This window comes from Citrobacter sp. CK181 (assembly GCF_030333595.1).
GTDB lineage: Bacteria > Pseudomonadota > Gammaproteobacteria > Enterobacterales > Enterobacteriaceae > Citrobacter_B > Citrobacter_B koseri.
Genome location: NZ_JAOWFN010000012.1, coordinates 237135 through 258706 on the forward strand (window position 1 = coordinate 237135; position 21572 = coordinate 258706).

General features: G+C 53.3%; 19 protein-coding genes. 3 read left to right on the forward strand and 16 right to left on the reverse strand.

What is annotated here, in order from left to right; translation table 11 throughout:
* Positions 1 to 2 precede the first annotated feature (2 nt).
* Positions 3 to 362, reverse strand: a complete 360-nt coding sequence (gene hinT, locus OGW17_RS10485; RefSeq protein WP_047463701.1) for a purine nucleoside phosphoramidase — start codon at positions 360 to 362, stop codon at positions 3 to 5.
* Between the two features lie 354 nt (positions 363 to 716).
* On the opposite strand from hinT, the gene fhuE reads away from it, so the two are divergent.
* Positions 717 to 2915: a ferric-rhodotorulic acid/ferric-coprogen receptor FhuE gene (gene fhuE / locus OGW17_RS10490; RefSeq protein ID WP_071258300.1), complete on the forward strand. Its 2199-nt coding sequence runs from the start codon at positions 717 to 719 to the stop codon at positions 2913 to 2915.
* 192 nt (positions 2916 to 3107) lie between these two features.
* On the opposite strand, the gene ptsG is transcribed toward fhuE, so the two are convergent.
* The 14 genes from ptsG to yceD all read right to left on the reverse strand — a co-directional run bounded on the left by ptsG (position 3108) and on the right by yceD (position 15656).
* A complete protein-coding gene (ptsG, locus tag OGW17_RS10495; protein ID WP_024130440.1) occupies positions 3108 to 4541 on the reverse strand; it encodes a PTS glucose transporter subunit IIBC in 1434 nt (477 codons plus the stop codon).
* 416 nt (positions 4542 to 4957) lie between these two features.
* Positions 4958 to 5755, reverse strand: a complete 798-nt coding sequence (locus OGW17_RS10500) for a metal-dependent hydrolase (protein ID WP_071258230.1) — start codon at positions 5753 to 5755, stop codon at positions 4958 to 4960.
* 10 nt (positions 5756 to 5765) lie between these two features.
* A complete protein-coding gene (holB, locus tag OGW17_RS10505) occupies positions 5766 to 6770 on the reverse strand; it encodes a DNA polymerase III subunit delta' (RefSeq protein ID WP_071258231.1) in 1005 nt (334 codons plus the stop codon).
* Positions 6767 to 7408, reverse strand: coding sequence for a dTMP kinase (gene tmk / locus OGW17_RS10510; protein WP_012132824.1), 642 nt, complete (start codon positions 7406 to 7408; stop codon positions 6767 to 6769). Before tmk ends, holB begins: the two co-directional genes overlap by 4 nt.
* Positions 7398 to 8420, reverse strand: coding sequence for a cell division protein YceG (yceG, locus tag OGW17_RS10515; RefSeq protein WP_049008934.1), 1023 nt, complete (start codon positions 8418 to 8420; stop codon positions 7398 to 7400). The genes tmk and yceG overlap by 11 nt, the downstream gene beginning before the upstream one ends.
* Positions 8421 to 8422: 2 nt before the next feature.
* Entirely contained in the window at positions 8423 to 9232 is an 810-nt protein-coding gene (gene pabC, locus OGW17_RS10520) for an aminodeoxychorismate lyase (protein ID WP_071258232.1), read from the reverse strand.
* A 116-nt stretch (positions 9233 to 9348) separates the two neighbouring features.
* Positions 9349 to 10590, reverse strand: a complete 1242-nt coding sequence (gene fabF, locus OGW17_RS10525; protein WP_058669004.1) for a beta-ketoacyl-ACP synthase II — start codon at positions 10588 to 10590, stop codon at positions 9349 to 9351.
* Positions 10591 to 10675: 85 nt separating this feature from the next.
* Positions 10676 to 10912 carry an acyl carrier protein gene (acpP, locus tag OGW17_RS10530; protein WP_000103754.1) on the reverse strand — a complete coding sequence of 79 codons (237 nt, stop codon included), beginning with the start codon at positions 10910 to 10912 and terminating at the stop codon, positions 10676 to 10678.
* Positions 10913 to 11063: 151 nt separating this feature from the next.
* The gene (gene fabG, locus OGW17_RS10535; protein ID WP_012132828.1) at positions 11064 to 11798 is read right to left on the reverse strand and encodes a 3-oxoacyl-ACP reductase FabG; all 735 of its coding nucleotides are present in this window, start codon (positions 11796 to 11798) and stop codon (positions 11064 to 11066) included.
* A gap of 12 nt (positions 11799 to 11810) precedes the next feature.
* Positions 11811 to 12740: an ACP S-malonyltransferase gene (gene fabD / locus OGW17_RS10540; RefSeq protein WP_058669003.1), complete on the reverse strand. Its 930-nt coding sequence runs from the start codon at positions 12738 to 12740 to the stop codon at positions 11811 to 11813.
* Positions 12741 to 12755: 15 nt separating this feature from the next.
* Complete coding sequence (gene fabH, locus OGW17_RS10545) at positions 12756 to 13709, reverse strand: beta-ketoacyl-ACP synthase III (RefSeq protein WP_012132830.1); 954 nt, start codon at positions 13707 to 13709, stop codon at positions 12756 to 12758.
* 76 nt (positions 13710 to 13785) lie between these two features.
* The gene (gene plsX / locus OGW17_RS10550) at positions 13786 to 14865 is read right to left on the reverse strand and encodes a phosphate acyltransferase PlsX (RefSeq protein ID WP_071818860.1); all 1080 of its coding nucleotides are present in this window, start codon (positions 14863 to 14865) and stop codon (positions 13786 to 13788) included.
* A gap of 79 nt (positions 14866 to 14944) precedes the next feature.
* Complete coding sequence (gene rpmF, locus OGW17_RS10555) at positions 14945 to 15118, reverse strand: 50S ribosomal protein L32 (protein ID WP_000290727.1); 174 nt, start codon at positions 15116 to 15118, stop codon at positions 14945 to 14947.
* Between the two features lie 16 nt (positions 15119 to 15134).
* The gene (gene yceD / locus OGW17_RS10560) at positions 15135 to 15656 is read right to left on the reverse strand and encodes a 23S rRNA accumulation protein YceD (RefSeq protein WP_012132832.1); all 522 of its coding nucleotides are present in this window, start codon (positions 15654 to 15656) and stop codon (positions 15135 to 15137) included.
* Positions 15657 to 15854: 198 nt separating this feature from the next.
* On the opposite strand from yceD, the gene OGW17_RS10565 reads away from it, so the two are divergent.
* On the forward strand, positions 15855 to 16439 hold the full coding sequence (locus OGW17_RS10565) for a Maf family protein (protein ID WP_012132833.1): 585 nt from the start codon (positions 15855 to 15857) through the stop codon (positions 16437 to 16439).
* A gap of 151 nt (positions 16440 to 16590) precedes the next feature.
* On the opposite strand, the gene rluC is transcribed toward OGW17_RS10565, so the two are convergent.
* The gene (rluC, locus tag OGW17_RS10570) at positions 16591 to 17544 is read right to left on the reverse strand and encodes a 23S rRNA pseudouridine(955/2504/2580) synthase RluC (RefSeq protein ID WP_012132836.1); all 954 of its coding nucleotides are present in this window, start codon (positions 17542 to 17544) and stop codon (positions 16591 to 16593) included.
* A 687-nt stretch (positions 17545 to 18231) separates the two neighbouring features.
* Here rluC and rne point away from each other — a divergent pair.
* Entirely contained in the window at positions 18232 to 21435 is a 3204-nt protein-coding gene (gene rne, locus OGW17_RS10575; RefSeq protein ID WP_071258233.1) for a ribonuclease E, read from the forward strand.
* Positions 21436 to 21572 lie beyond the last annotated feature (137 nt).

Genomic DNA, 21572 nt, shown 5'->3' on the forward strand with positions numbered 1-21572 from the left:
TGTCAGAGGCCTTTATGCGCCAGCATCGGCCCCAGCGCACGCCCGCCCAGCAGGTGCATATGAATGTGATAAACCTCCTGCCCGCCATGACGGTTAGTATTCATGATCAGGCGGTAGCCGTCTTCGGCAATGCCTTCCTGCCCGGCAATTTTTGCCGCGACGGTGATCATACGGCCCAGCGCCTGTTCGTGCTCCGCCGTGACATCATTAACCGTTGGGATCAGGGTATTCGGGATGATCAGAATGTGCGTGGGCGCCTGCGGCGAAATATCGCGAAATGCGGTAACCAGTTCATCCTGGTAAACGATATCCGAGGGGATTTCACGACGGATAATTTTGCTGAATATAGTTTCTTCTGCCACGACATTTTTCCTTTTTTCAAAATTAGCCATAACGTTGCGCCATGCTACGCCGAGCCACACTGCGAGTATAGAGTATGAGCGAGTTACTCACGCTCTTTCAACTTTAACCCACGATTTATTAAGCAAAAAATCTGTCAGTTGCTGCGCTTATACTCATTTCCCTCTTCTCTCTGCACCTCATAGCACTGAAACAAGATTTCATTTTCACCCGTAACATCTGTTTACAGCATTAATGCAAGTGCGTATATTTCGCATTTGCATTTTCATGCGCATTTGATGGTTAGAAAATTAAAAGGGTTCGCCATGCCATTTCATGGTTTGAACTTAACGTTCATCATTATTAGGGGTTTTTCGATGTCTTTCACAACACACACCCAGGATGAGCAGCGTCAGCCTGCCGCAGTTCCCACTCTGCTGGCAGCCTGCATCGCTATGGCATTGATGCCTTCCACCAGCTTCGCCGCTACCACAACAGAAGAAACAATCATTGTTGATAGCGCATCACAAGCCGACACGTCCAGCGATGAAGAACAGGACTACAACGTTAAAACGACAACCGCTGGCACTAAAATGCAGATGGCGCAGCGCGATATTCCTCAGTCTGTCAGTATCATCAGCCAGCAACGCATGGCTGATCAGCAATTACAAACCCTTGGCGATGTGATGGACAGCACGCTGGGTATCAGCAGAAGCCAGTCAGACTCCGACCGCAACCTCTACTACTCACGCGGTTTCCTCATCGACAACTACATGGTCGATGGCATCCCCACCTATTTTGAATCACGCTGGAATCTTGGCGATGCCCTTTCTGACACGGCCCTGTTTGAACGTGTGGAAGTCGTACGCGGCGCAAATGGATTAATGACCGGAACCGGCAACCCTTCCGCGTCTATCAATATGATCCGCAAACATGCCACCAGCCGTGAATTCAAAGGTAATGTGTCTGCGGAATATGGAAGCTGGAACAAACAGCGTTACGTAACCGATTTACAAAGCCCGCTGACAGAAGACGGTAACGTACGTGCGCGGATTGTTGCGGGTTATCAGAACAATGACTCATGGCTGGATCGTTATAACAGCGAGAAAACATTCTTCTCCGGCATTATCGATGCCGATCTGGGGAGCACAACCAGCCTTTCCGCCGGGTATGAATATCAACGCATCGACGTTAACAGCCCGACCTGGGGCGGTTTACCTCGCTGGAATACGGATGGCAGCACCAACAAATATGACCGCTCGCGCAGTACCGCTCCAGACTGGGCTTACAACGATAAAGAGTTTAATAAGGTCTTTGTCACGCTGAAGCAGCGTTTTGCGGATACCTGGCAGGCAACGCTCAACGCCACGCATTCTGAAATCAAATTCGACAGTAAAATGATGTACCTGGATGCCTATGTCAATAAAGACACCGGTATGCTGGTTGGCCCTTACGCCAACTATGGGCCAGAGTACGGTTACATTGGCGGTACGGGCTGGAACAGCGGCAAACGTAAAGTCGATGCTGTCGATCTTTTCACCGATGGGGGCTACGACCTGTTTGGCCGTCAGCATAACCTGATGATCGGCGGAAGCTACAGTAAACAGAATAACCGCTATATGAATACCTGGGCGAACGTATTCCCGGATGAACTGGGCAATTTCTACAACTACGACGGTAACTTCCCGGAAACAAACTGGGGTCAACAAACCGTTGCCCAGGATGATACCACGCACATGAAATCGCTCTATGCAGCGACCCGCATTTCGCTGGCCGATCCGTTGCATCTGATCATCGGCGCTCGCTACACCAACTGGAGTATCGACACGCTGACCTACCGGATGGAGAAAAACCATACCACGCCATATGCCGGACTGGTGTATGACATTGATGATAACTGGTCTGCCTACGCCAGCTATACTTCCATCTTCCAGCCACAGAACTATCGTGATAGCTCGGGTAAATATCTCACCCCTATTACGGGTAATAACTATGAAGTGGGCTTGAAATCTGACTGGATGAACAGCCGCCTGACCACCACATTGTCGGTCTTCCGTATTGAGCAGGATAACGTCGGTCAGTCGACCGGTAGACCGATTTCAGGTAGTAACGGCGACACCGCGTATAAAGCGGTAGACGGAACCGTCAGCAAAGGCGTTGAATTCGAAATTAACGGCGCTATCACCGACAACTGGCAGATGACCTTCGGCGCAACGCGCTTTATCGCGGAAGATAACGAGGGAAATGCGGTGAATCCGAACTTGCCACGTACAACCGTGAAGCTGTTTACCAGCTACCGTCTGCCAGTCATGCCTGAGTTGACCGTCGGCGGTGGCGTTAACTGGCAGAACCGTGTTCACGGCAGCGACACTGTCACACCATACGGCACATGGCGCGCGGAACAAGGCAGCTATGCGTTAGTGGATCTGTTCACTCGCTACCAGGTAACCAAAAACTTCGCCGTACAGGGCAACATCAACAACCTGTTAGACAAAACCTACGACACCAATATCGATGGTTCTATTGTCTACGGCGAACCACGTAACGTCAGCATTACTGCAAGCTATCAGTTCTGATAAACGTCACTGACGAAAAGGGAGCCATCTGGCTCCCTTTTTTACGTTCTCGCAAGCCTGATGGCGGCTAACGCCTTATCAGGCCTACAACTGTGCTATAACCGTAGGCCGGATAAGCCACGCGCCATCCGGCAACACAGCGTAAAAAAGGCAGCCATTTGGCTGCCTTAGTTCTCCCCAACGTCTTACTGCTTAGCTATTGCGGATGTATTCATCCATTTCCGTTTTCAGGTTATCGGATTTCGTACCGAAAATAGCCTGAACGCCGGAACCTGCGACGACGACACCAGCTGCGCCAAGCGTCTTCAGGCCAGCCTGATCCACTTTAGCAACGTCAGCAACGCTAACGCGCAGACGGGTGATACATGCGTCGAGGTTAGTGATGTTCTCTTTACCACCAAACGCGGCGATCAGGGCCGGAGCCATTTCACTGGTTGCGCCCACTTTGCTGTCTTCGCTCGCGTCTTCACGACCCGGCGTTTTCAGATCCAGCGCTTTAATCAGCACACGGAAGACGGTGTAGTAAATAATCGCATAACCTGCACCAACAATCGGGAACAGCCACAGTTTGCTGCTGTTGCCAGACAGAACGATGAAGTCGATCAGACCGTGCGAGAACGATGTACCGTCACGCATACCCAGCAGGATACAGATCGGGAATGCCAGACCTGCCAGGATCGCGTGGATAACGTACAGGATCGGCGCAACGAACATGAAGGAGAACTCGATCGGCTCGGTGATACCGGTCAGGAACGAGGTCAGCGCTGCGGAGATCATGATACCGCCCACTTTCGCGCGGTTTTCCGGTTTAGCAGAGTGCCAGATCGCGATAGCCGCAGCAGGCAGACCGTACATTTTGAACAGGAAGCCGCCGGACAGTTTGCCCGCAGTCGGGTCGCCCGCCATATAACGAGGAATGTCGCCGTGGAACACCTGACCTGCTGCGTTGGTGTATTCACCAATCTGCATCTGGAAAGGAACGTTCCAGATATGGTGCAGACCAAACGGCACCAGGCAGCGTTCAATGAAGCCATAGATACCGAACGCCACAACCGGGTTCTGGTAAGCAGCCCACTGAGAGAACGTCTGGATAGCCGTCCCGATCGGTGGCCAAATGAAGGACAGGATCACGCCGGTGAAGATGGCAGCCAGACCAGAAATGATCGGCACAAAGCGTTTACCCGCAAAGAAGCCCAGATACTCAGGCAATTTGATACGGTAGAAGCGGTTGAACATGTACGCTGCAATCGCACCGGAGATAATCCCCCCGAGAACACCGGTATCCGCCAGGTGTTTTGCTGCGATTTCTTCAGCAGGTAAATGCAGAACCAGCGGCGCAACCACGGCCATGGTTTTGACCATGATGCCGTAAGCGACAACCGAGGCCAGAGCCGAAACGCCGTCGTTGTTGGTGAAGCCCAGTGCGACACCAATGGCGAAAATCAGCGGCATATTTGCAAAAACAGAACCGCCTGCTTCTGCCATAACGTGCGACACAACGGCTGGCAGCCAGCTGAAGTTAGCGGAACCGACGCCCAGCAGGATACCTGCGATAGGCAGTACGGATACCGGTAGCATCAGCGATTTACCGACCTTTTGCAGGTTAGCAAATGCATTCTTAAACATAATTAGGAGTGCTCCTGAGTATTTGTGCTTATACACTTCATCCTTCAAACCGCCTCAGCGTTGGCTGCGCTCGTTCATCCCAGTCACTTACTCAAGTAAGCTCCTGCAATTTACTCACTTGCCGCCCTGATGCAGCCTGAATGATTTTGTGTATTCTACGTTTTCACGCATTGGCGAGGGGGGAGAACCTCGCCGTGGACAGGGCATCTAAGCGCCCTTTATTTATTACACAGAGTAAAATAAATAAGCTCGGTTTTGTTTGACGGCTATCACGTTTCAGCTCCAGACAGCCATAAAACCATCACATTCTGACAAAATGAGTGTCTGAATGTTACAATTTGCTCATTCACCGCCCATTTTGTGGCGGTGAACTTTACTCGCTTTGAATATTAATTACGAGCTTTAAAAAAACTCAGTTAACGGGTTGATTGCAGGCGAGAAGCGTCGATGTGGAACAGGCGGGCAAAGTTTTCAGTGGTTGCCTGCGCCAGTTCTTCAACGGCAACACCCTTCAATACGGCCATATACTCTGCGACATCGCGAACCATTGCAGGCTGGTTCTCTTTACCACGATGCGGCACCGGAGCAAGATAAGGAGAGTCCGTCTCAACCAGCAGACGATCCAGAGGAACATAGCGGGCGGCATCACGTAACTGCTCGGCGTTGCGGAAGGTCACGATCCCGGAAAAAGAGATATAAAACCCAAGATCCAATAATTTACCCGCCGTCTCCCTGTCCTCTGTAAAACAGTGTAGTACGCCACCGCAATCCGTCACTTTTTCTTCGCGCAAAATCGCCAGCGTATCGGCGCGTGCGTCACGGGTATGCACAATCACGGGTTTATTTAATTCACGGCCAATCTGAATATGGTTAATGAAGGATTCTTGCTGGCGAACTTTTGTTTCCGGCGTATAAAAATAATCCAGCCCGGTCTCCCCCATGGCCACCACGCCTTCTTCAGCGGCAAAGCGACGCAGGTCTTCCGCATCGTATGTTTCATCCTGGTTTAACGGGTGTACGCCGCAGGAAAACACAACGTTATCCCGCTCGCCAACCAGTTCGCGCATATTCCGGTATCCGGGCAGGGTTGTCGCCACCGCCAGGCAGAACTTCACCTCGCGCGCGGCGGCTTTTGCCAGCACGTCATCCACGTCCTTATGCAGAGATTGATAATCCAGGCCATCAAGATGGCAGTGTGAGTCGACTAAAAACATAATGTCTCTCTCAAAGATGGGAAACAGGCAACATGGCGCCTGGTTGCAGGTAATGCTCTATGCGGAGAATAAGATCGGTTAATACCAGTTCGCGGTTTAATCCGGTCACGTTAATCAGCTGTTCGCGACAATGGCAGACATCGCTGAGTATGGCCTGGATGCGTGCGACGGATAACCGTTCAGCTATCGACGCCACCAGCGTTCCGGCATCCTGATTTGTCAGGCTGGAAGCGCCATACCGGTATTTAAGGGCATCCATAAGCAGCGTCGCCAGCCAGTGTAAACGTACGGCGGCCTGTTCGTGATTCAACACCGACAGAAGGATATACCAGTCGCCGGATTGCAGCGTATTCGCCAGCGCTTCGCAAAGCGCGTTACGATGCGCCCAGCTGTCGGCCTGCAACAACGCCAGAGCGGCGCCGGGAGCCCCTGCGCTCAGGCGCAGCGCCGCCAGCAACGTCTCTTGTGACATTGTCACTTCACGAGAAAGCCATGAAACAGCGTATTGTTCAGATGGCGGCGCAAGATGATGCAGACGGCAGCGGCTGCGTAAAGTCGCCAGCAGGCGTGCCGGTTCACGGCTGGCAAGGAAGAACCAGGTTTGCTCCGGCGGCTCTTCGAGCGTCTTTAATAAGGCATTCGCCGCGGCATCAGTCAGCAGGGCCGCATCCGGGATCAATACGACTTTCGCGCCGCCAAGTCGAGAATGTTCGTACAGCTTCTCGCCCACATCGCGTACCGCGTCCACGCCAAGGGTGCTTTTCCCCTTTTCCGGCAACAGCGAATAATAGTCAGGATGCGTACCCGCCTGCATTAACTGGCAGCCACGACAGCGCCCGCAGCTTTTATGCCCTTCCGGTTGCTGGCACAGCAAATAACGACTGAGGGCATAAATCAGCGCATCATCCCCCATTCCGGGCAACGCCTGAATCAGTAACGCATGGTGGCCCCGACCCGCCTGATAGCTTGCTACCAGTTTTTCAAAGTCTGGCCGTAACCACGGATACCATTTCATGCACCTTGCTCCTTGATCCAGGCCGTCACGGTTGTGCGAATATCGTTCATCACAGCCTCCAGCGGCTGAGTCGCATCAATGGTGCGAATGCTGGCATCGCTGGCGGCCAGCTCAAGGTAGCGGGCACGCGTGCGATTGAAGAAATCCAGAGACTCCTGCTCAATGCGGTCAAGTTCGCCGCGCGCGCGCGCGCGTTTTAAGCCAACCTCCGGCGTCACATCCAGATACAGAGTCAGGTCAGGACGGAAGTCGCCCAATACAGCATCACGCAGCGTCGCCAGCATTGTCTGATCGATCCCACGGCCGCCACCCTGGTAGGCCTGAGTGGACAGGTCATGGCGATCGCCAATGACCCACGTTCCTTTCGCCAGCGCTGGCTTGATAACGGTTTCCACCAGTTGCACTCGCGCGGCATAAAACATCAGCACTTCAGCTTTATCCGTGATCGTTTCATCACCCACCGATTTGATGTCCAGCACCAGACTTCTTAATTTCTCTGCAAGCTGGGTGCCGCCCGGCTCACGCGTAAAAATCATGTCGTGAATACCCAGTTGCTCAAGTGTCTCCACCACCACGTTACGCGCGGTGGTTTTTCCGGCGCCTTCCAGGCCTTCGATGACGATATAGTTACTGCCCATTTTTTTCCTTAAGCACTTTCAGGTAGTCCTGCACTGACCGGTTATGGCTGGCAAGATTGGTGTTAAACGTGTGACCGCCCTTTCCGTCAGCCACAAAATAGAGGTACGGCGTTTTCGCCGGATGCGCGGCGGCTTTCAAAGAGGCTTCGCCAGGCATGGCGATAGGACCTGGCGGCAACCCGGTGATGGTATAGGTGTTATACGCCGTCGGCGTTTCCAGCGCCGCGCGCGACAGCTTACCATTATAACTCGCCCCCATGCCGTAAATCACGGTCGGATCGGTCTGCAAACGCATACCAATACGCAGACGGTTAATAAAGACCGATGCCACCTGATCGCGTTCGCTGGCGACGGCCGTCTCTTTCTCGATAATAGACGCCATCGTCACCAGTTGATTCTTATCTTTATAAGGCAGCCCTTCCGCGCGCCCTTCCCAGACGTCATCTACCGCTTTAACCATCTTTTGATGCGCACGCTTCAGAAGCGCGACGTCGGTGGTATTGGCGGTATACATCCAGGTGTCCGGCCAGAACCAGCCTTCAAGCCACTCCGGGTTCTCCAGCTTCAGCGCCTGCGCGACGGTTTCGTAACGGTCATCGCTAAGCGTATGCTGAATATAAGGCGCATTTCGCAACTGATTCAGGTAATCGCTCAGGCGCATCCCTTCGACCAGACGTAGCGGGAACTGTGCTTCTTTACCGCTTTCCAGCAGTTTCAGCATCTCTCGTACGGTCATATCAGGCGTTAAACGATAGGTACCCGCTTTAAAGTTTGATAATTCAGGTTCAACGCGCAACAACCACTGAAACACGCGCGGCCGATTGATAATTTTGTCGGCGTAGAGTTGATCGCCTAATGCCAGACGCCCGGTTCCGGCCTTCAGGGTAAAGATCGTCTCTTCTTTTATTAACAAGGGACTGTCGGCCAGTTGGCGCACTTTCCACATTCCTGCGCCAGCGGCAATGCCCAACACAACGACCAGCAGAAGGAAAAAGCGTAACATTCTTTTCATGACTAATTCGGGTGCTCACAAAGTGGGGCTAAAAAATCGAACAATGAACGTGCAAACATCAGTTTATCGCCACAGGCGCGCACGGGAATCACGGGCATCAACGCATTGCATATAACCATCTCATCGGCCTGCATAAGCGCGTCCTCCCTGGCATACACTTCGACAACCTGAAAAGGCGATTGTGCCAGCGACTGTAAACAAAATTGTCGCATAATGCCGTTTACCCCCGCCTGATCCAGGCGCGGCGTATACACCACATTCTCTTTACGCCAGAACAAATTAGCCGCACAGCATTCCGTAACCCATCCCTCGCTGTCAAGAACCAGCGCTTCATCGGCGTTTGTCTGCTCAAGATGAGACCGGATCAGTACCTGTTCCAGTCGGTTAAGGTGTTTTATACCCGCAAGCATAGGGTTACGCCCCAGCCGTACGGGGCTTAGCGCCAGCGTAATACCTTCCGTACGCCAGCGTTCATAATGAGTGGGATAAGGAGAAACGGATAAAATTCGCGTGGCCTCACGGCAGTTTGACGGGCTGTAGCCCCTGCCGCCGCTGCCACGACTCAGAATAACTTTCAGTACGCCACTGTTCTGGCCTGCTGCCATCGCCGTCATTTCGTGTTGCAGTTCCGTCCATTGACTGAAGGGAAGCAGCAGTTTTTCGCAGGCATCCTGCAAACGGCGAAGGTGTGCGGGCAGGAGGCAAATTCTACCGTCACGGATTCGCGCAGTAGTGAAACAGCCATCGCCAAACTGCGTCGCGCGATCGCTGGCGGCAAGAGAATCCTGTTCACGGCCATTAATTAAGAACATAGTGGCTCCTTATTCGTGGTCGATTAGTGTGGCAGGATGGTTAACGCAGGACAAGGGAAGAAAGCTGAATAAAAAAGGCCCGACAAGCGGACCTTTTTACTCTCTGGTGGAACGACTTAGACCTTTTTGAAGATCAACGAGCCGTTAGTACCGCCAAAGCCGAAGGAGTTACACAGCGTATACTCCATTCCGTTAACCTGACGAGCTTCGTGAGGCACAAAGTCCAGGTCGCAACCTTCATCCGGGTTATCCAGGTTGATGGTTGGCGGAACAGCCTGGTCGCGCAGCGCCAGAATAGAGAAAATGGACTCTACCGCGCCCGCAGCACCCAGCAGGTGACCCGTCATGGATTTCGTCGAGCTGACCAGCACACGGCTTGCCGCATCGCCAAAGACAGATTTCACCGCCTGAGTTTCCGCTTTATCGCCTGCCGGCGTAGACGTACCGTGGGCGTTGACGTAACCAATCTGACCCGGCTCAATGGCCGCATCACGCAGCGCATTGACCATCGCCAGCGCGGCACCCGCGCCGTTTTCCGGCGGTGACGTCATGTGATAAGCATCGCTGCTCATCCCGAAGCCAACGATTTCGGCATAAATTTTCGCGCCGCGCGCTTTTGCATGTTCGTACTCTTCCAGTACCACCATGCCCGCGCCATCGCCGAGAACAAAGCCGTCACGCTCTTTATCCCACGGGCGGCTGGCCGCTTGCGGGTTATCATTACGTGTAGACAGCGCACGCGCTGCGCCAAAGCCACCGACACCCAGCGGCGTACTGGCTTTTTCCGCACCACCCGCTACCATCGCGTCCGCATCGCCGTATGCAATGATACGCGCGGCATGACCGATGTTATGTACGCCTGAGGTGCAGGCGGTAGCGATAGAGATGCTTGGCCCACGCAGGCCGTACATGATGGTCAGGTGACCTGCCACCATGTTAACAATCGTCGACGGAACAAAGAACGGGCTGATCTTACGCGGCCCACCGTTCACCAGGGAACTGTGGTTTTCTTCGATCAGTCCGAGACCGCCGATACCAGAGCCGATAGCGGCGCCAATACGGGCTGCGTTCTCTTCCGTTACTTCAAGGCCAGAATCCTGCATGGCCTGAACGCCAGCGACAATTCCATATTGAATGAAGGCATCCATCTTGCGCTGTTCTTTGCGCGATATGATGTCGTCACAGTTAAAATCCTTTACTAAGCCAGCAAATTTCGTTGCATAGGCGCTAGTATCGAAATGGTCGATCAGGCTGATGCCACTCTGACCGGCAAGGAGAGCTTTCCAGGTAGACTCTACGGTATTGCCGACAGGAGACAACATGCCCAGTCCGGTCACAACTACACGACGCTTAGACACGTTTGTCCTCCAGGGAGGGAAAATGATTCTAGTGGGACAAAAAGATAAAACTCAGGCGGTCGAATGACCGCCTGGAGATGTTCACTTACGCCTGGTGGCCGTTGATATAATCAATGGCAGCCTGAACGGTGGTGATTTTCTCAGCTTCTTCGTCCGGAATCTCAGTATCAAACTCTTCTTCCAGAGCCATTACCAGCTCAACGGTGTCAAGAGAATCTGCGCCCAGGTCTTCAACGAAAGAAGCATTGTTGGTAACTTCTTCCTGCTTAACGCCCAGCTGCTCGCCGATAATTTTCTTAACGCGTTCTTCGATAGTGCTCATACTCTTAAATTTCCTATCAAAACTCGCTTTCGCGATGGTTTTCGTAGTGTATAAAATGTTGAAAAATTTGCAACTAAATCCCGGCAGTTCTTACCACGATTTTACGTTATTTTGAGGCCAAGACCTACAATAACGCAAATATTTTTCGTGGTTAAACCATATACATTCCGCCGTTGACGTGCAGAGTCTCACCAGTGATGTAACTTGCTTCGTCAGAGGCTAAAAATGCAACCGCACTGGCGATTTCCTGAGCGCCGCCGAGGCGGCCCGCAGGAACCTGCGCCAGAATACCCGCACGCTGATCATCAGACAGCGCACGCGTCATGTCCGTTTCAATAAAGCCCGGAGCCACAACATTGACAGTAATCCCACGCGACGCAACTTCACGCGCCAGTGATTTACTGAAGCCAATCAGACCCGCTTTCGCCGCAGCGTAGTTGGCCTGACCCGCATTTCCCATGGTACCAACCACAGAACCGATAGTGATAATACGTCCATGACGTTTTTTCATCATAGCGCGCATTACCGCTTTTGACAGACGGAAAACAGATGACAGATTGGTTTCGAGAATGTCGTTCCACTCATCATCTTTCATTCGCATCAGCAGATTATCGCGAGTGATACCGGCATTATTGACCAGGATATCAACTTCACCAAATTCTGCGCGAATATTTTCCAGAACAGATTCAATAGATGCCGGATCGGTCACATTCAACATCAGACCTTTACCGTTCGCACCTAAGTATTCGCTAATGGCCTGAGCGCCATTTTCGCTGGTAGCAGTACCGATGACTTTCGCGCCACGGGCAACGAGCGTCTCAGCAATTGCGCGGCCAATGCCACGGCTTGCACCGGTAACCAGCGCGACTTTTCCTTCAAAACTCATGGTTTTCCTCTTTTATTGCTCAAGCGCCGCTGACAGTGCCGCCGGTTCGTTTAGCGCCGAGGCCGTCAGGGTGTCAACAATACGTTTAGTCAGACCAGTGAGGACTTTACCTGGACCCACTTCATAAAGGTGTTCAACACCTTGTGCTGCGATAAATTCTACACTCTTCGTCCACTGCACCGGGTTGTACAGCTGGCGTACCAGCGCATCACGGATAGCGTTAGCGTCGGTTTCACACTTCACGTCAACGTTATTCACAACCGGTACGGTCGGGGCATTGAAGGTGATTTTCGCTAATTCAACCGCCAGCTTATCTGCCGCAGGTTTCATCAGCGCACAGTGTGACGGCACACTTACCGGCAGCGGCAGCGCACGTTTTGCGCCAGCGGCTTTACAGGCTGCGCCCGCACGTTCAACCGCATCTTTATGCCCGGCGATAACCACCTGGCCCGGAGAGTTAAAGTTCACCGGAGAAACCACCTGGCCTTCAGCCGCCTCTTCACACGCTTTGGCGATGGATGCATCATCCAGACCGATGATCGCCGCCATTGCGCCGGTGCCTTCCGGCACAGCTTCCTGCATGAACTTGCCGCGCAGTTCAACCAGACGAACCGCGTCGGCGAAATCGATGACGCCAGCACATACCAGCGCGGAGTATTCCCCCAGGCTGTGTCCCGCCATCAGCGCAGGCGCTTTACCGCCCTGCTGCTGCCATACGCGATACAGCGCAACGGAAGCGGCCAGCAATGCTGGCTGAGTCTGCCAGGTCTTATTCAGTTCTTCCGCAGGCCCTTGCTGCGTCAGCGCCCACAGATCATAACCCAGCGCCGCAGAAGCTTCAGCAAAGGTTTCTTCTACGATCGGGTAGCTGGCTGCCATTTCAGACAACATCCCAACCGTCTGGGAACCCTGCCCCGGGAACACAAAAGCAAATTGCGTCATGTTTAAATCCTTATACTAGAAACGAACCAGCGCGGAGCCCCAGGTGAATCCACCCCCGAAGGCCTCAAGCAATACCAACTGCCCGGCTTTAATCCGCCCGTCGCGCACGGCTTCATCCAGCGCGCACGGCACAGAGGCCGCAGAGGTGTTGCCGTGTCTGTCCAGCGTAACCACCACATTATCCATCGACATACCCAGCTTTTTCGCTGTCGCGCTGATGATGCGCAGGTTAGCCTGGTGCGGAACCAGCCAGTCCAGAGCGGAACGATCCAGATTATTCGCCGCCAGCGTCTCGTCAACGATGTGTGCCAGTTCAGTTACCGCCACTTTAAACACCTCGTTGCCCGCCATCGTCAGATAAATCGGATTTTCTGGATTGACGCGATCGGCGTTTGGCAGCGTCAGCAACTCACCATAGCTGCCGTCTGCATGAAGATGCGTCGAAATAATGCCTGGCTCTTCGGATGCGCTCAGAACCGCTGCGCCCGCGCCGTCACCAAAGATAATGATCGTCCCGCGATCGGTGGGATCGCAGGTGCGCGCCAGGACATCGGAACCGATGACCAGCGCATATTTAACGGCGCCTGATTTTACATACTGATCGGCAACGCTTAACGCGTAGGTAAAACCGGCGCAGGCCGCTGCAACGTCAAACGCCGGGCAGCCTTTAATGCCCAACATACTCTGAATCTGGCATGCTGCGCTTGGGAAAGCATGTGTTGCTGACGTGGTCGCAACCACAATCAAGCCAATCTGGTCTTTATCGATGCCCGCCATTTCAAGCGCGCGGTTTGCGGCTGTATAGCCCATCGTCGCGACTGTTTCGTTTGGCGCTGCAATATGGCGTTCACGGATGCCTGTACGCGTGACAATCCACTCGTCAGACGTCTCTACCATCTTTTCCAAATCGGCGTTAGTACGCACTTGTTCAGGCAGATAGCTGCCAGTACCAATAATCTTTGTATACATGTACGCTCAGTCACTTTTCGGTTATATACCACCGCGTGCAAACTGCTGGTATGTTGGTTGCGCTCAGGTTACACCGTTAATTGTGCACCCGTGAGTGTCCGTTTTTGCCACCTTCCAACAGTTCGAATCCGGCTGGGTATACAGATTCCAGGCGAGCGGCAATTCGCTGAGGAACTTGTCGCTGCACCGCCTGCACTGCCTGTTCAATCGCGACGGCAAATGCTCGCTGATTGGCCGCACCATGACTTTTAATCACCGTGCCACGCAATCCTAACAGACAGGCGCCATTATACTGGTCGGGGTTGAGGTGACTGAATCGCCTCGTCAGGCTTTTTTGTAACCAACGTTTTAATAACAGCAGCCACCACGACCGTTTTTTACTCTCACCCTGAGATTTCAGCAGTGAAAGGAACATCCTGACAACCCCTTCCATTGTCTTTAATGTGACATTACCTGTAAATCCGTCACATACCAGCACATCAGTTTTTCCCGTCAATAATTCATTGGCTTCAAGATAACCAATGTAATTGATGGAAGGGACTGTTTTGAGCAACGCAGAGGCATCACGAATACTGTCGAGACCTTTGGTTTCTTCTTCACCAATATTGAGCAACGCCACGCGGGGATTGGTTATCCCAATCACCTCTTCCGCCATCACGGACCCCATCACGGCAAACTGCACCAACATGGTACTGTCACAATCGACGTTGGCGCCTAAATCCAGCACCACCGTTTTTCCTTTCTGCTGATGCGGTAAAACCGTCATCAACGCAGGACGCTCAATGCCCTCAAGGGGTTTGAGCAATAATTTCGCAAGTCCCATGAGCGCGCCCGTATTACCGGCGCTCACACAGGCTTCGGCTCGACCTTCTTTCACGAGCTCCAGGGCCACACGCATTGAGCTGCCGCGACTGGCGCGGATAGCCTGCGAAGGCCGGGCATCACTGGCAATAACTGACTGTGCAGGGATAATCTGCAGACGCGAACGTTGTTCAAAGTCAGCTTTGGCAAGTAATGGCGTGATGGTATCGGGATCCCCGACTAAAAGAAGTGTGAGTTGCGAATTAGAATTCAGTGCCTGCAGTGCTGCAGGCACTGTCACGGAAGGGCCAAAATCTCCCCCCATGACATCTAACGCCAGGGTTAGACGTGTCAAGGTATCGTCGCTGCCTGGTTTGGTGTTTCCCCGCTTACGCGGGGAAATCCTCACTAAGCTTCATCACGCTTGCGCGTGATTACTTAGCGATGACCTTACGGCCGCGGTAGTAACCGTCGGCAGTGATGTGGTGACGCAGGTGTTTTTCACCAGAAGTTTTGTCTACAGACAGGCTGGTGACTGCGGTCAGAGCGTCATGAGAACGACGCATGCCACGTTTGGAACGGGTTGGTTTATTCTGTTGTACGGCCATGGACCTTACTCCTCAATTACTTACGCTTTAAGCTGGCTAATACGGCAAATGGGTTTGGTTTTTGCGCTTCATCAGGCAATTCACCAAAGACCATGTCCGCCTCGGACACTTCACAGTGTTCAGAATCATGCACCGGAACTACCGGCAAGGAGAGGATGATTTCATCTTCAACCATTGCAAGCAGATCGATTTCACCGAATTCGTTAACCTCAATCGGCTCATACGCTTCCGGGAGTGCTTCAGCCTGTTCGTCAGAACGAACCGGACTAAAACAATACGTTGTGTGAACCTGATGGGTAAACGGCTTCCCGCAACGCTGGCATTCGAGCGATACCGTCACCTTCGCATCACCCGTAATAACGGCAAGACGTTGGTTATCGATAGCGAACGACATGGAGCATTCCACATCACTGTCCACACTGACTACAGAATCGGCGACGCGCTCTACCAGATCAGAAGTATAGATACCTTCATAATCGAGGCGTTTTTGAGCCGTACGAACCGGATCAAGAGTCAGGGGTAATTTTACCTTTTGCATAGGGCGCGCATATTAACTTTGTAACGTCATAGAGTCAAAGAAAAAGGCAGCCTGCGGTTGCCTTTTGCCAATAATTCGCACACATTGCGGGTTACAGACTTATTTTCGCTCAAACCGTGACTGTATGTCATGCTTGAAGGACGAAGAGCATAGTTTAAGATGGCTCTCATTAATACGCTATATCTGAGGGAAAAAAATATGCCCCGTCTCATCCTTGCTTCTACCTCTCCCTGGCGTCGCGCGCTGCTCGAAAAACTGGCGATCCCTTTCGAGTGCGCGGCTCCCGAGGTTGACGAAACGCCCATGTCTGGCGAAGCGCCGCGCCATTTGGTCTCTCGCCTCGCACAGGCGAAAGCGCAATCGCTCGCCCACCGTTTCCCCGATCATCTGATTATTGGCTCCGATCAAATTTGCGTTCTGGATGGCGAAATTACCGGCAAACCGTTAACCGAAGAAAAAGCGCGCCAGCAATTAACCAAAGCCAGCGGTAATATTGTGACGTTTTATACCGGACTGGCGCTTTATAATTCTGCAACCGGACATTTACAAACGGAAGTCGAACCGTTTGATGTGCATTTCCGCCATTTAAGCGAAACGGAAATAGAGGACTATGTCCGCAAAGAGCGTCCATTGCATTGTGCCGGAAGTTTTAAAAGCGAAGGTCTTGGCATTGCCCTTTTCGAACGCCTGGAGGGGCGAGATCCCAATACGCTTATTGGGCTACCGCTGATTGCGCTGTGCCAGATGCTGCGCCGGGAGGAGATGAACCCGCTGATGGCATAGTAGACGCGTCTGGTGGCGACGCTAAAACATCTTATCAGGCCCACAGCGGAGCAATGCCCGTAGGCCTGATAAGCACAGCGTCATCAGCCGGATAACGACGTAAACGTCTTATCCGGCCTACAGGTTTAGCGCGATAATATCGCAACGCGCATCAGGCTTTGTTACGTAACACCTGAAGGCAATGCTTGAGTTGGTTATCCATCGGCGCTTCGATACGCATCACCTCGCCAGTCCCCGGATGGGTAAACTTCAGCGCTGCCGCGTGCAGAAAAAGCCGTGACAACCCCGTTCCCGCAAGCTGCTTATCAAATTCGCGATCGCCGTAACGATCGTCAAACGCGATCGGATGGCCCGCATGCAGCGTATGCACACGAATCTGATGCGTACGTCCCGTCACCGGGCTACAGCGCACCAGCGTCGCAAACGCATAGCGCTCTTCAACTTTAAAGCGCGTTTCGGAGGGTTTTCCTTCCTGACTCACACGTACAATACGTTCGCCGCTTTGCAGAATATTCTTTAATAAAGGCGCCTGTACCGATTTAACATGCGACTGCCACTGGCCGCGAACCAGCGCCAGATAATCTTTCTGCATCCCCTTCTCACGCAGTTGCTCATGCAAAGAACGCAGCGCTGAGCGTTTTTTCGCAACCAGCAGTACGCCAGAGGTATCGCGGTCAAGACGATGCACCAGTTCCAGGAAACGCGCTTCTGGCCGCAACGCGCGCAGCCCCTCAATAACGCCGAAGCTCAACCCGCTTCCGCCATGCACCGCCGTGCCGGAAGGTTTGTTCAGCACCAGGATATGGTCATCTTCATACAAAATGACATCGGCCAGCGCCGCCACTTTTTGCAGATGCGGCGAAACGGCCTCTTCTTCGCGTTCGGCGACGCGCACCGGCGGAATACGCACTTCATCCCCGGCTTCGAGCTTATATTCCGGTTTGATGCGTTTTTTGTTCACCCGCACTTCGCCTTTACGCAAAATGCGGTAAATCATGCTTTTCGGTACGCCTTTGAGTTGCGTGCGCAAAAAGTTATCGATGCGTTGCCCCGCTTCGTCGGCAGTAATGGCAACTATTTTTACGGATGGAGTCTCAGTTTTCATGGGGGCCGATTCTAAATAGCCATAAGGATTAGCGCCACTCATTTTTCTATGCTTATATTTACTTCTATATCCTGTTACTCACGTTCAACATGACCAATTTGCTGGTTATTAAACCAATCGCCATGAGGAAGTGAAAAAACTGTGAGTAACCGGGTGATAAATGGTAAAAGTCATCTTGCTATAACAAGGTTAGCAGTGGAATAATGTAACCGTTTCCGTGTCCAACCTTGTTAAAACAAGAAATTTTACGGAATGACCCATTTTGCCAGACAGATCATCAACGCAGCAATGGCGTAAGACGTATTGATTTTTCAGGCAGTTAGCGGGCTGCGGGTTGCAGTCCTTACCGGTATATGTTCTATGTACTACGCGTTGCAGAAAGGCGGCAAATCTGGGAATCCCCAGGAGCTTATGCCCGGGTGAGCAGATAAAGCCAACGCATCTGCGGCGTGAAAGACGATGAACATAATGGAATCTTCTCTGGAGAGTAACTCCCAGGCTGTTCCCCTGATAATTGCGCTGTATTTCCGTATGAAATACAGGCAACCGACACTCTGCGCCTCTTTGAGCAGACGATAACCGTGAGGTTGGCGACGCGAATAGACACGAGGCCATCGGTTCACACCCGGAAAGGCATTACTATGCCCGCAGCTTAGTCGTCAATGTAAGAATAATGAGTAAGTTACGATGAAAAGAATGTTAATCAACGCAACTCAGCAGGAAGAGTTGCGTGTTGCCCTTGTAGATGGGCAGCGCCTGTACGACCTGGACATTGAGAGTCCAGGGCACGAGCAGAAAAAAGCGAACATCTATAAAGGCAAAATTACCCGTATCGAACCGAGTCTGGAAGCGGCTTTTGTTGATTACGGCGCTGAACGTCACGGTTTCCTCCCGTTAAAAGAAATTGCCCGCGAATATTTCCCCGCCAACTACAACGCCCACGGCCGTCCAAACATTAAAGACGTGTTGCGCGAAGGTCAGGAAGTGATTGTTCAGATTGATAAAGAAGAACGCGGCAACAAAGGCGCTGCGCTGACGACGTTTATCAGTCTGGCAGGGAGCTATCTGGTTTTAATGCCGAACAACCCGCGCGCGGGCGGCATCTCCCGTCGCATTGAAGGCGACGATCGCACCGAATTAAAAGAAGCGCTGGCAAGCCTCGAACTGCCTGACGGCATGGGGCTTATCGTGCGTACCGCAGGCGTCGGCAAATCCGCCGAAGCGTTGCAGTGGGACCTGAGCTTCCGCCTGAAACATTGGGAAGCGATTCAGAAAGCCGCTGAAAGCCGCCCTGCTCCATTCCTGATCCATCAGGAAAGCAACGTTATCGTCCGCGCATTCCGTGACTACTTACGTCAGGATATCGGCGAAATTCTTATCGATAATCCGAAAGTGCTTGAGCTGGCGCGCCAGCACATCGCGGCGTTGGGTCGCCCGGATTTCAGCAGCAAGATTAAGCTTTATACCGGCGAGATTCCGCTGTTCAGCCACTACCAGATCGAGTCGCAAATTGAATCCGCCTTCCAGCGTGAAGTGCGTCTGCCTTCCGGCGGCTCTATCGTTATTGACACAACCGAAGCGTTAACCGCGATTGATATTAACTCCGCGCGTGCCACACGCGGCGGCGATATCGAAGAAACCGCGTTTAACACAAACCTGGAAGCAGCCGATGAAATTGCTCGCCAGTTGCGCTTGCGCGACCTCGGCGGCCTGATCGTTATCGACTTCATCGACATGACGCCAGTACGCCACCAGCGCGCGGTGGAAAACCGTCTGCGCGAAGCGGTACGTCAGGATCGTGCGCGTATCCAGATTAGCCATATTTCTCGTTTTGGCCTGCTGGAGATGTCCCGCCAGCGTCTCAGCCCGTCTCTGGGCGAGTCCAGCCATCACGTCTGCCCACGCTGTAGCGGCACCGGCACCGTCCGCGACAACGAATCGCTCTCCCTGTCTATTCTGCGTCTGATTGAAGAAGAAGCGCTGAAAGAGAATACCCAGGAAGTTCACGCCATTGTTCCGGTCCCGATCGCCTCTTACCTGCTTAACGAAAAGCGCACCGCGGTTAATGCTATTGAGACTCGTCAGGATGGCGTGCGCTGCGTGATCGTACCAAACGATCAGATGGAAACGCCGCACTACTCCGTTCTGCGCGTACGTAAAGGGGAAGAAACGCCAACCCTGAGCTACATGCTGCCGAAACTGCATGAAGAAGCGATGGCGTTGCCTTCTGAAGAAGAGTACGCCGAGCGTAAACGCCCTGAACAGCCAGCACTGGCGACCTTCGCAATGCCGGAAGTGCCGCCTGCGCCGACGCCAGCAGAACCTGCGGTGAAAGCAGCGACGGCAGCACCGAAAGCCGTTGCCACTGCGCCTGTACAGCCAGGTCTGCTTACCCGCTTCTTCGGCGCGCTGAAAAACATGTTCAGCGGCAGCGAAGTCGCCAAGCCGGTTGAACAACCTGCACCGAAAGCAGAGGAAAAACCGGAGCGTCAGCAGGATCGTCGTAAGTCTCGCCAGAATAATCGCCGCGACCGTAACGATCGCCGTGACAACCGTGATAATCGCGACAACCGCGCTGAAGGCGGTGAAAACCGTGATGACAACCGTCGTAACCGTCGTCAGGCGCAGCAGCAGAACGCAGAAGCGCGTGACAACCGCCAGCAGTCTAACGACGTTGCCGATAAGGCGAAGTCCGGTGACGAGCAGCAGACGCCGCGTCGTGAACGCAACCGTCGTCGCAACGATGAAAAACGTCAGGCACAGCAAGAAGTCAAGGCGCTGAATCTGGATGAGCAACCGGCTCAGGAAACAGAACAGGAAGAACGCGTTCGTCAGGCGCAGCCTCGCCGCAAACAGCGTCAACTGAGCCAGAAAGTTCGTTACACAGACTCTGCAACCTCTGAAGCAGAAGCTGTCGCAACGCCAGTCGTCGAAGACGCTGTCGCCGCCCAGCCTGCTACGCAAAGCGCGCCTGCTCAGCGTACTGAACTGGCGAAAGTCGACCTGCCAGCGATCGCAGACGTTGCGCCAGCAGAGCAGGAAGAAAACGGCGAAGCGCGTGATAACACAGGAATGCCGCGTCGCTCCCGTCGTTCTCCTCGCCACCTACGCGTCAGCGGCCAGCGTCGTCGTCGCTACCGCGATGAGCGTTATCCGCTTCAATCGCCAATGCCGTTAACCGTCGCTTGCGCTTCACCGGAAATGGCGTCTGGCAAAGTGTGGATTCGCTACCCTGTCGCCCGTCCTCAGGATACGCAGGTTGAAGCACAGCACGAAGAAGAGACCGTACAAGCTCAGCCGGTTGCAGTAGAGCCGCAGGTCGTCGCTGCCGCAGCTGAACAGGTTGTAGACGCACCGGTTCAAACTGAAACCGTTGTCGCTGAACCTCAGCCCGCTACTGTGGAAACAACGCATCCTGAAGTAATTGCCACCCCGGTTGAAGAACAACCTCAGGTGATTGCAGAGGCTGACGTCCCTGTTGCGCAGGAAGTCGCTGCACAAGCGGAACCTGTCGCTGACGTTCAGGAAACCACGACGGCTGAAGAATCCGCTGACGTTGTCATCGCCGAACCGGAAGAGATCGTTAAAGAAACGGTTGAACCTGTCGTGGTTGCCGCTGAACCGGAAGAGATTGTCGCTGCGCCTGTCGCCGTTGCCATTGCCGTTGCTGAAACCGTGTCAGAAAGCGCGGTAACCACCGGGGAGAAACCCGTCAGCCACGCCAGTGCGCCGATGACCCGCGCGCCTGCGCCGGAATATGTCCCGGAAGCGCCACATCACAGCGACTGGCAGCGCCCTGCCTTCATCTTTGAAGGTAAAGGTGCGGCAGGTGGTCATAGCGCAACGCATCAGGCCGCCGCACCAGCCACGCGCCCGCAGCCTGTAGAATAAGCTGAACGCAATGTTAAAGATAAGCCGACCTGCGGGTCGGCTTTTTTGTACCTGCAATCGGTGCCCGTTATCTGTTTTCCGGGCAAAAAAATGCCCGCTCCGGGGTGAAGGGAGCGGGCAGACAAAACATACCCAGT

Bases quoted from the DNA above. Each gene is read 5' to 3' on its own strand.
- tmk (WP_012132824.1), bottom strand. From the start codon at position 7,408: ATGGGCAGTAACTATATCGTCATCGAAGGCCTGGAAGGCGCCGGAAAA.
- rluC (WP_012132836.1), bottom strand. From the start codon at position 17,544: ATGAAAACTGAGACTCCATCCGTAAAAATAGTTGCCATTACTGCCGAC.
- rpmF (WP_000290727.1), bottom strand. From the start codon at position 15,118: ATGGCCGTACAACAGAATAAACCAACCCGTTCCAAACGTGGCATGCGT.
- OGW17_RS10500 (WP_071258230.1), bottom strand. From the start codon at position 5,755: ATGTTTTTAGTCGACTCACACTGCCATCTTGATGGCCTGGATTATCAA.
- yceG (WP_049008934.1), bottom strand. From the start codon at position 8,420: ATGAAAAGAATGTTACGCTTTTTCCTTCTGCTGGTCGTTGTGTTGGGC.
- fabH (WP_012132830.1), bottom strand. From the start codon at position 13,709: ATGTATACAAAGATTATTGGTACTGGCAGCTATCTGCCTGAACAAGTG.
- holB (WP_071258231.1), bottom strand. From the start codon at position 6,770: ATGAAATGGTATCCGTGGTTACGGCCAGACTTTGAAAAACTGGTAGCA.
- ptsG (WP_024130440.1), bottom strand. From the start codon at position 4,541: ATGTTTAAGAATGCATTTGCTAACCTGCAAAAGGTCGGTAAATCGCTG.
- acpP (WP_000103754.1), bottom strand. From the start codon at position 10,912: ATGAGCACTATCGAAGAACGCGTTAAGAAAATTATCGGCGAGCAGCTG.
- fhuE (WP_071258300.1), top strand. From the start codon at position 717: ATGTCTTTCACAACACACACCCAGGATGAGCAGCGTCAGCCTGCCGCA.
- OGW17_RS10565 (WP_012132833.1), top strand. From the start codon at position 15,855: ATGCCCCGTCTCATCCTTGCTTCTACCTCTCCCTGGCGTCGCGCGCTG.
- rne (WP_071258233.1), top strand. From the start codon at position 18,232: ATGAAAAGAATGTTAATCAACGCAACTCAGCAGGAAGAGTTGCGTGTT.
- yceD (WP_012132832.1), bottom strand. From the start codon at position 15,656: ATGCAAAAGGTAAAATTACCCCTGACTCTTGATCCGGTTCGTACGGCT.
- fabD (WP_058669003.1), bottom strand. From the start codon at position 12,740: ATGACGCAATTTGCTTTTGTGTTCCCGGGGCAGGGTTCCCAGACGGTT.
- fabG (WP_012132828.1), bottom strand. From the start codon at position 11,798: ATGAGTTTTGAAGGAAAAGTCGCGCTGGTTACCGGTGCAAGCCGTGGC.
- pabC (WP_071258232.1), bottom strand. From the start codon at position 9,232: ATGTTCTTAATTAATGGCCGTGAACAGGATTCTCTTGCCGCCAGCGAT.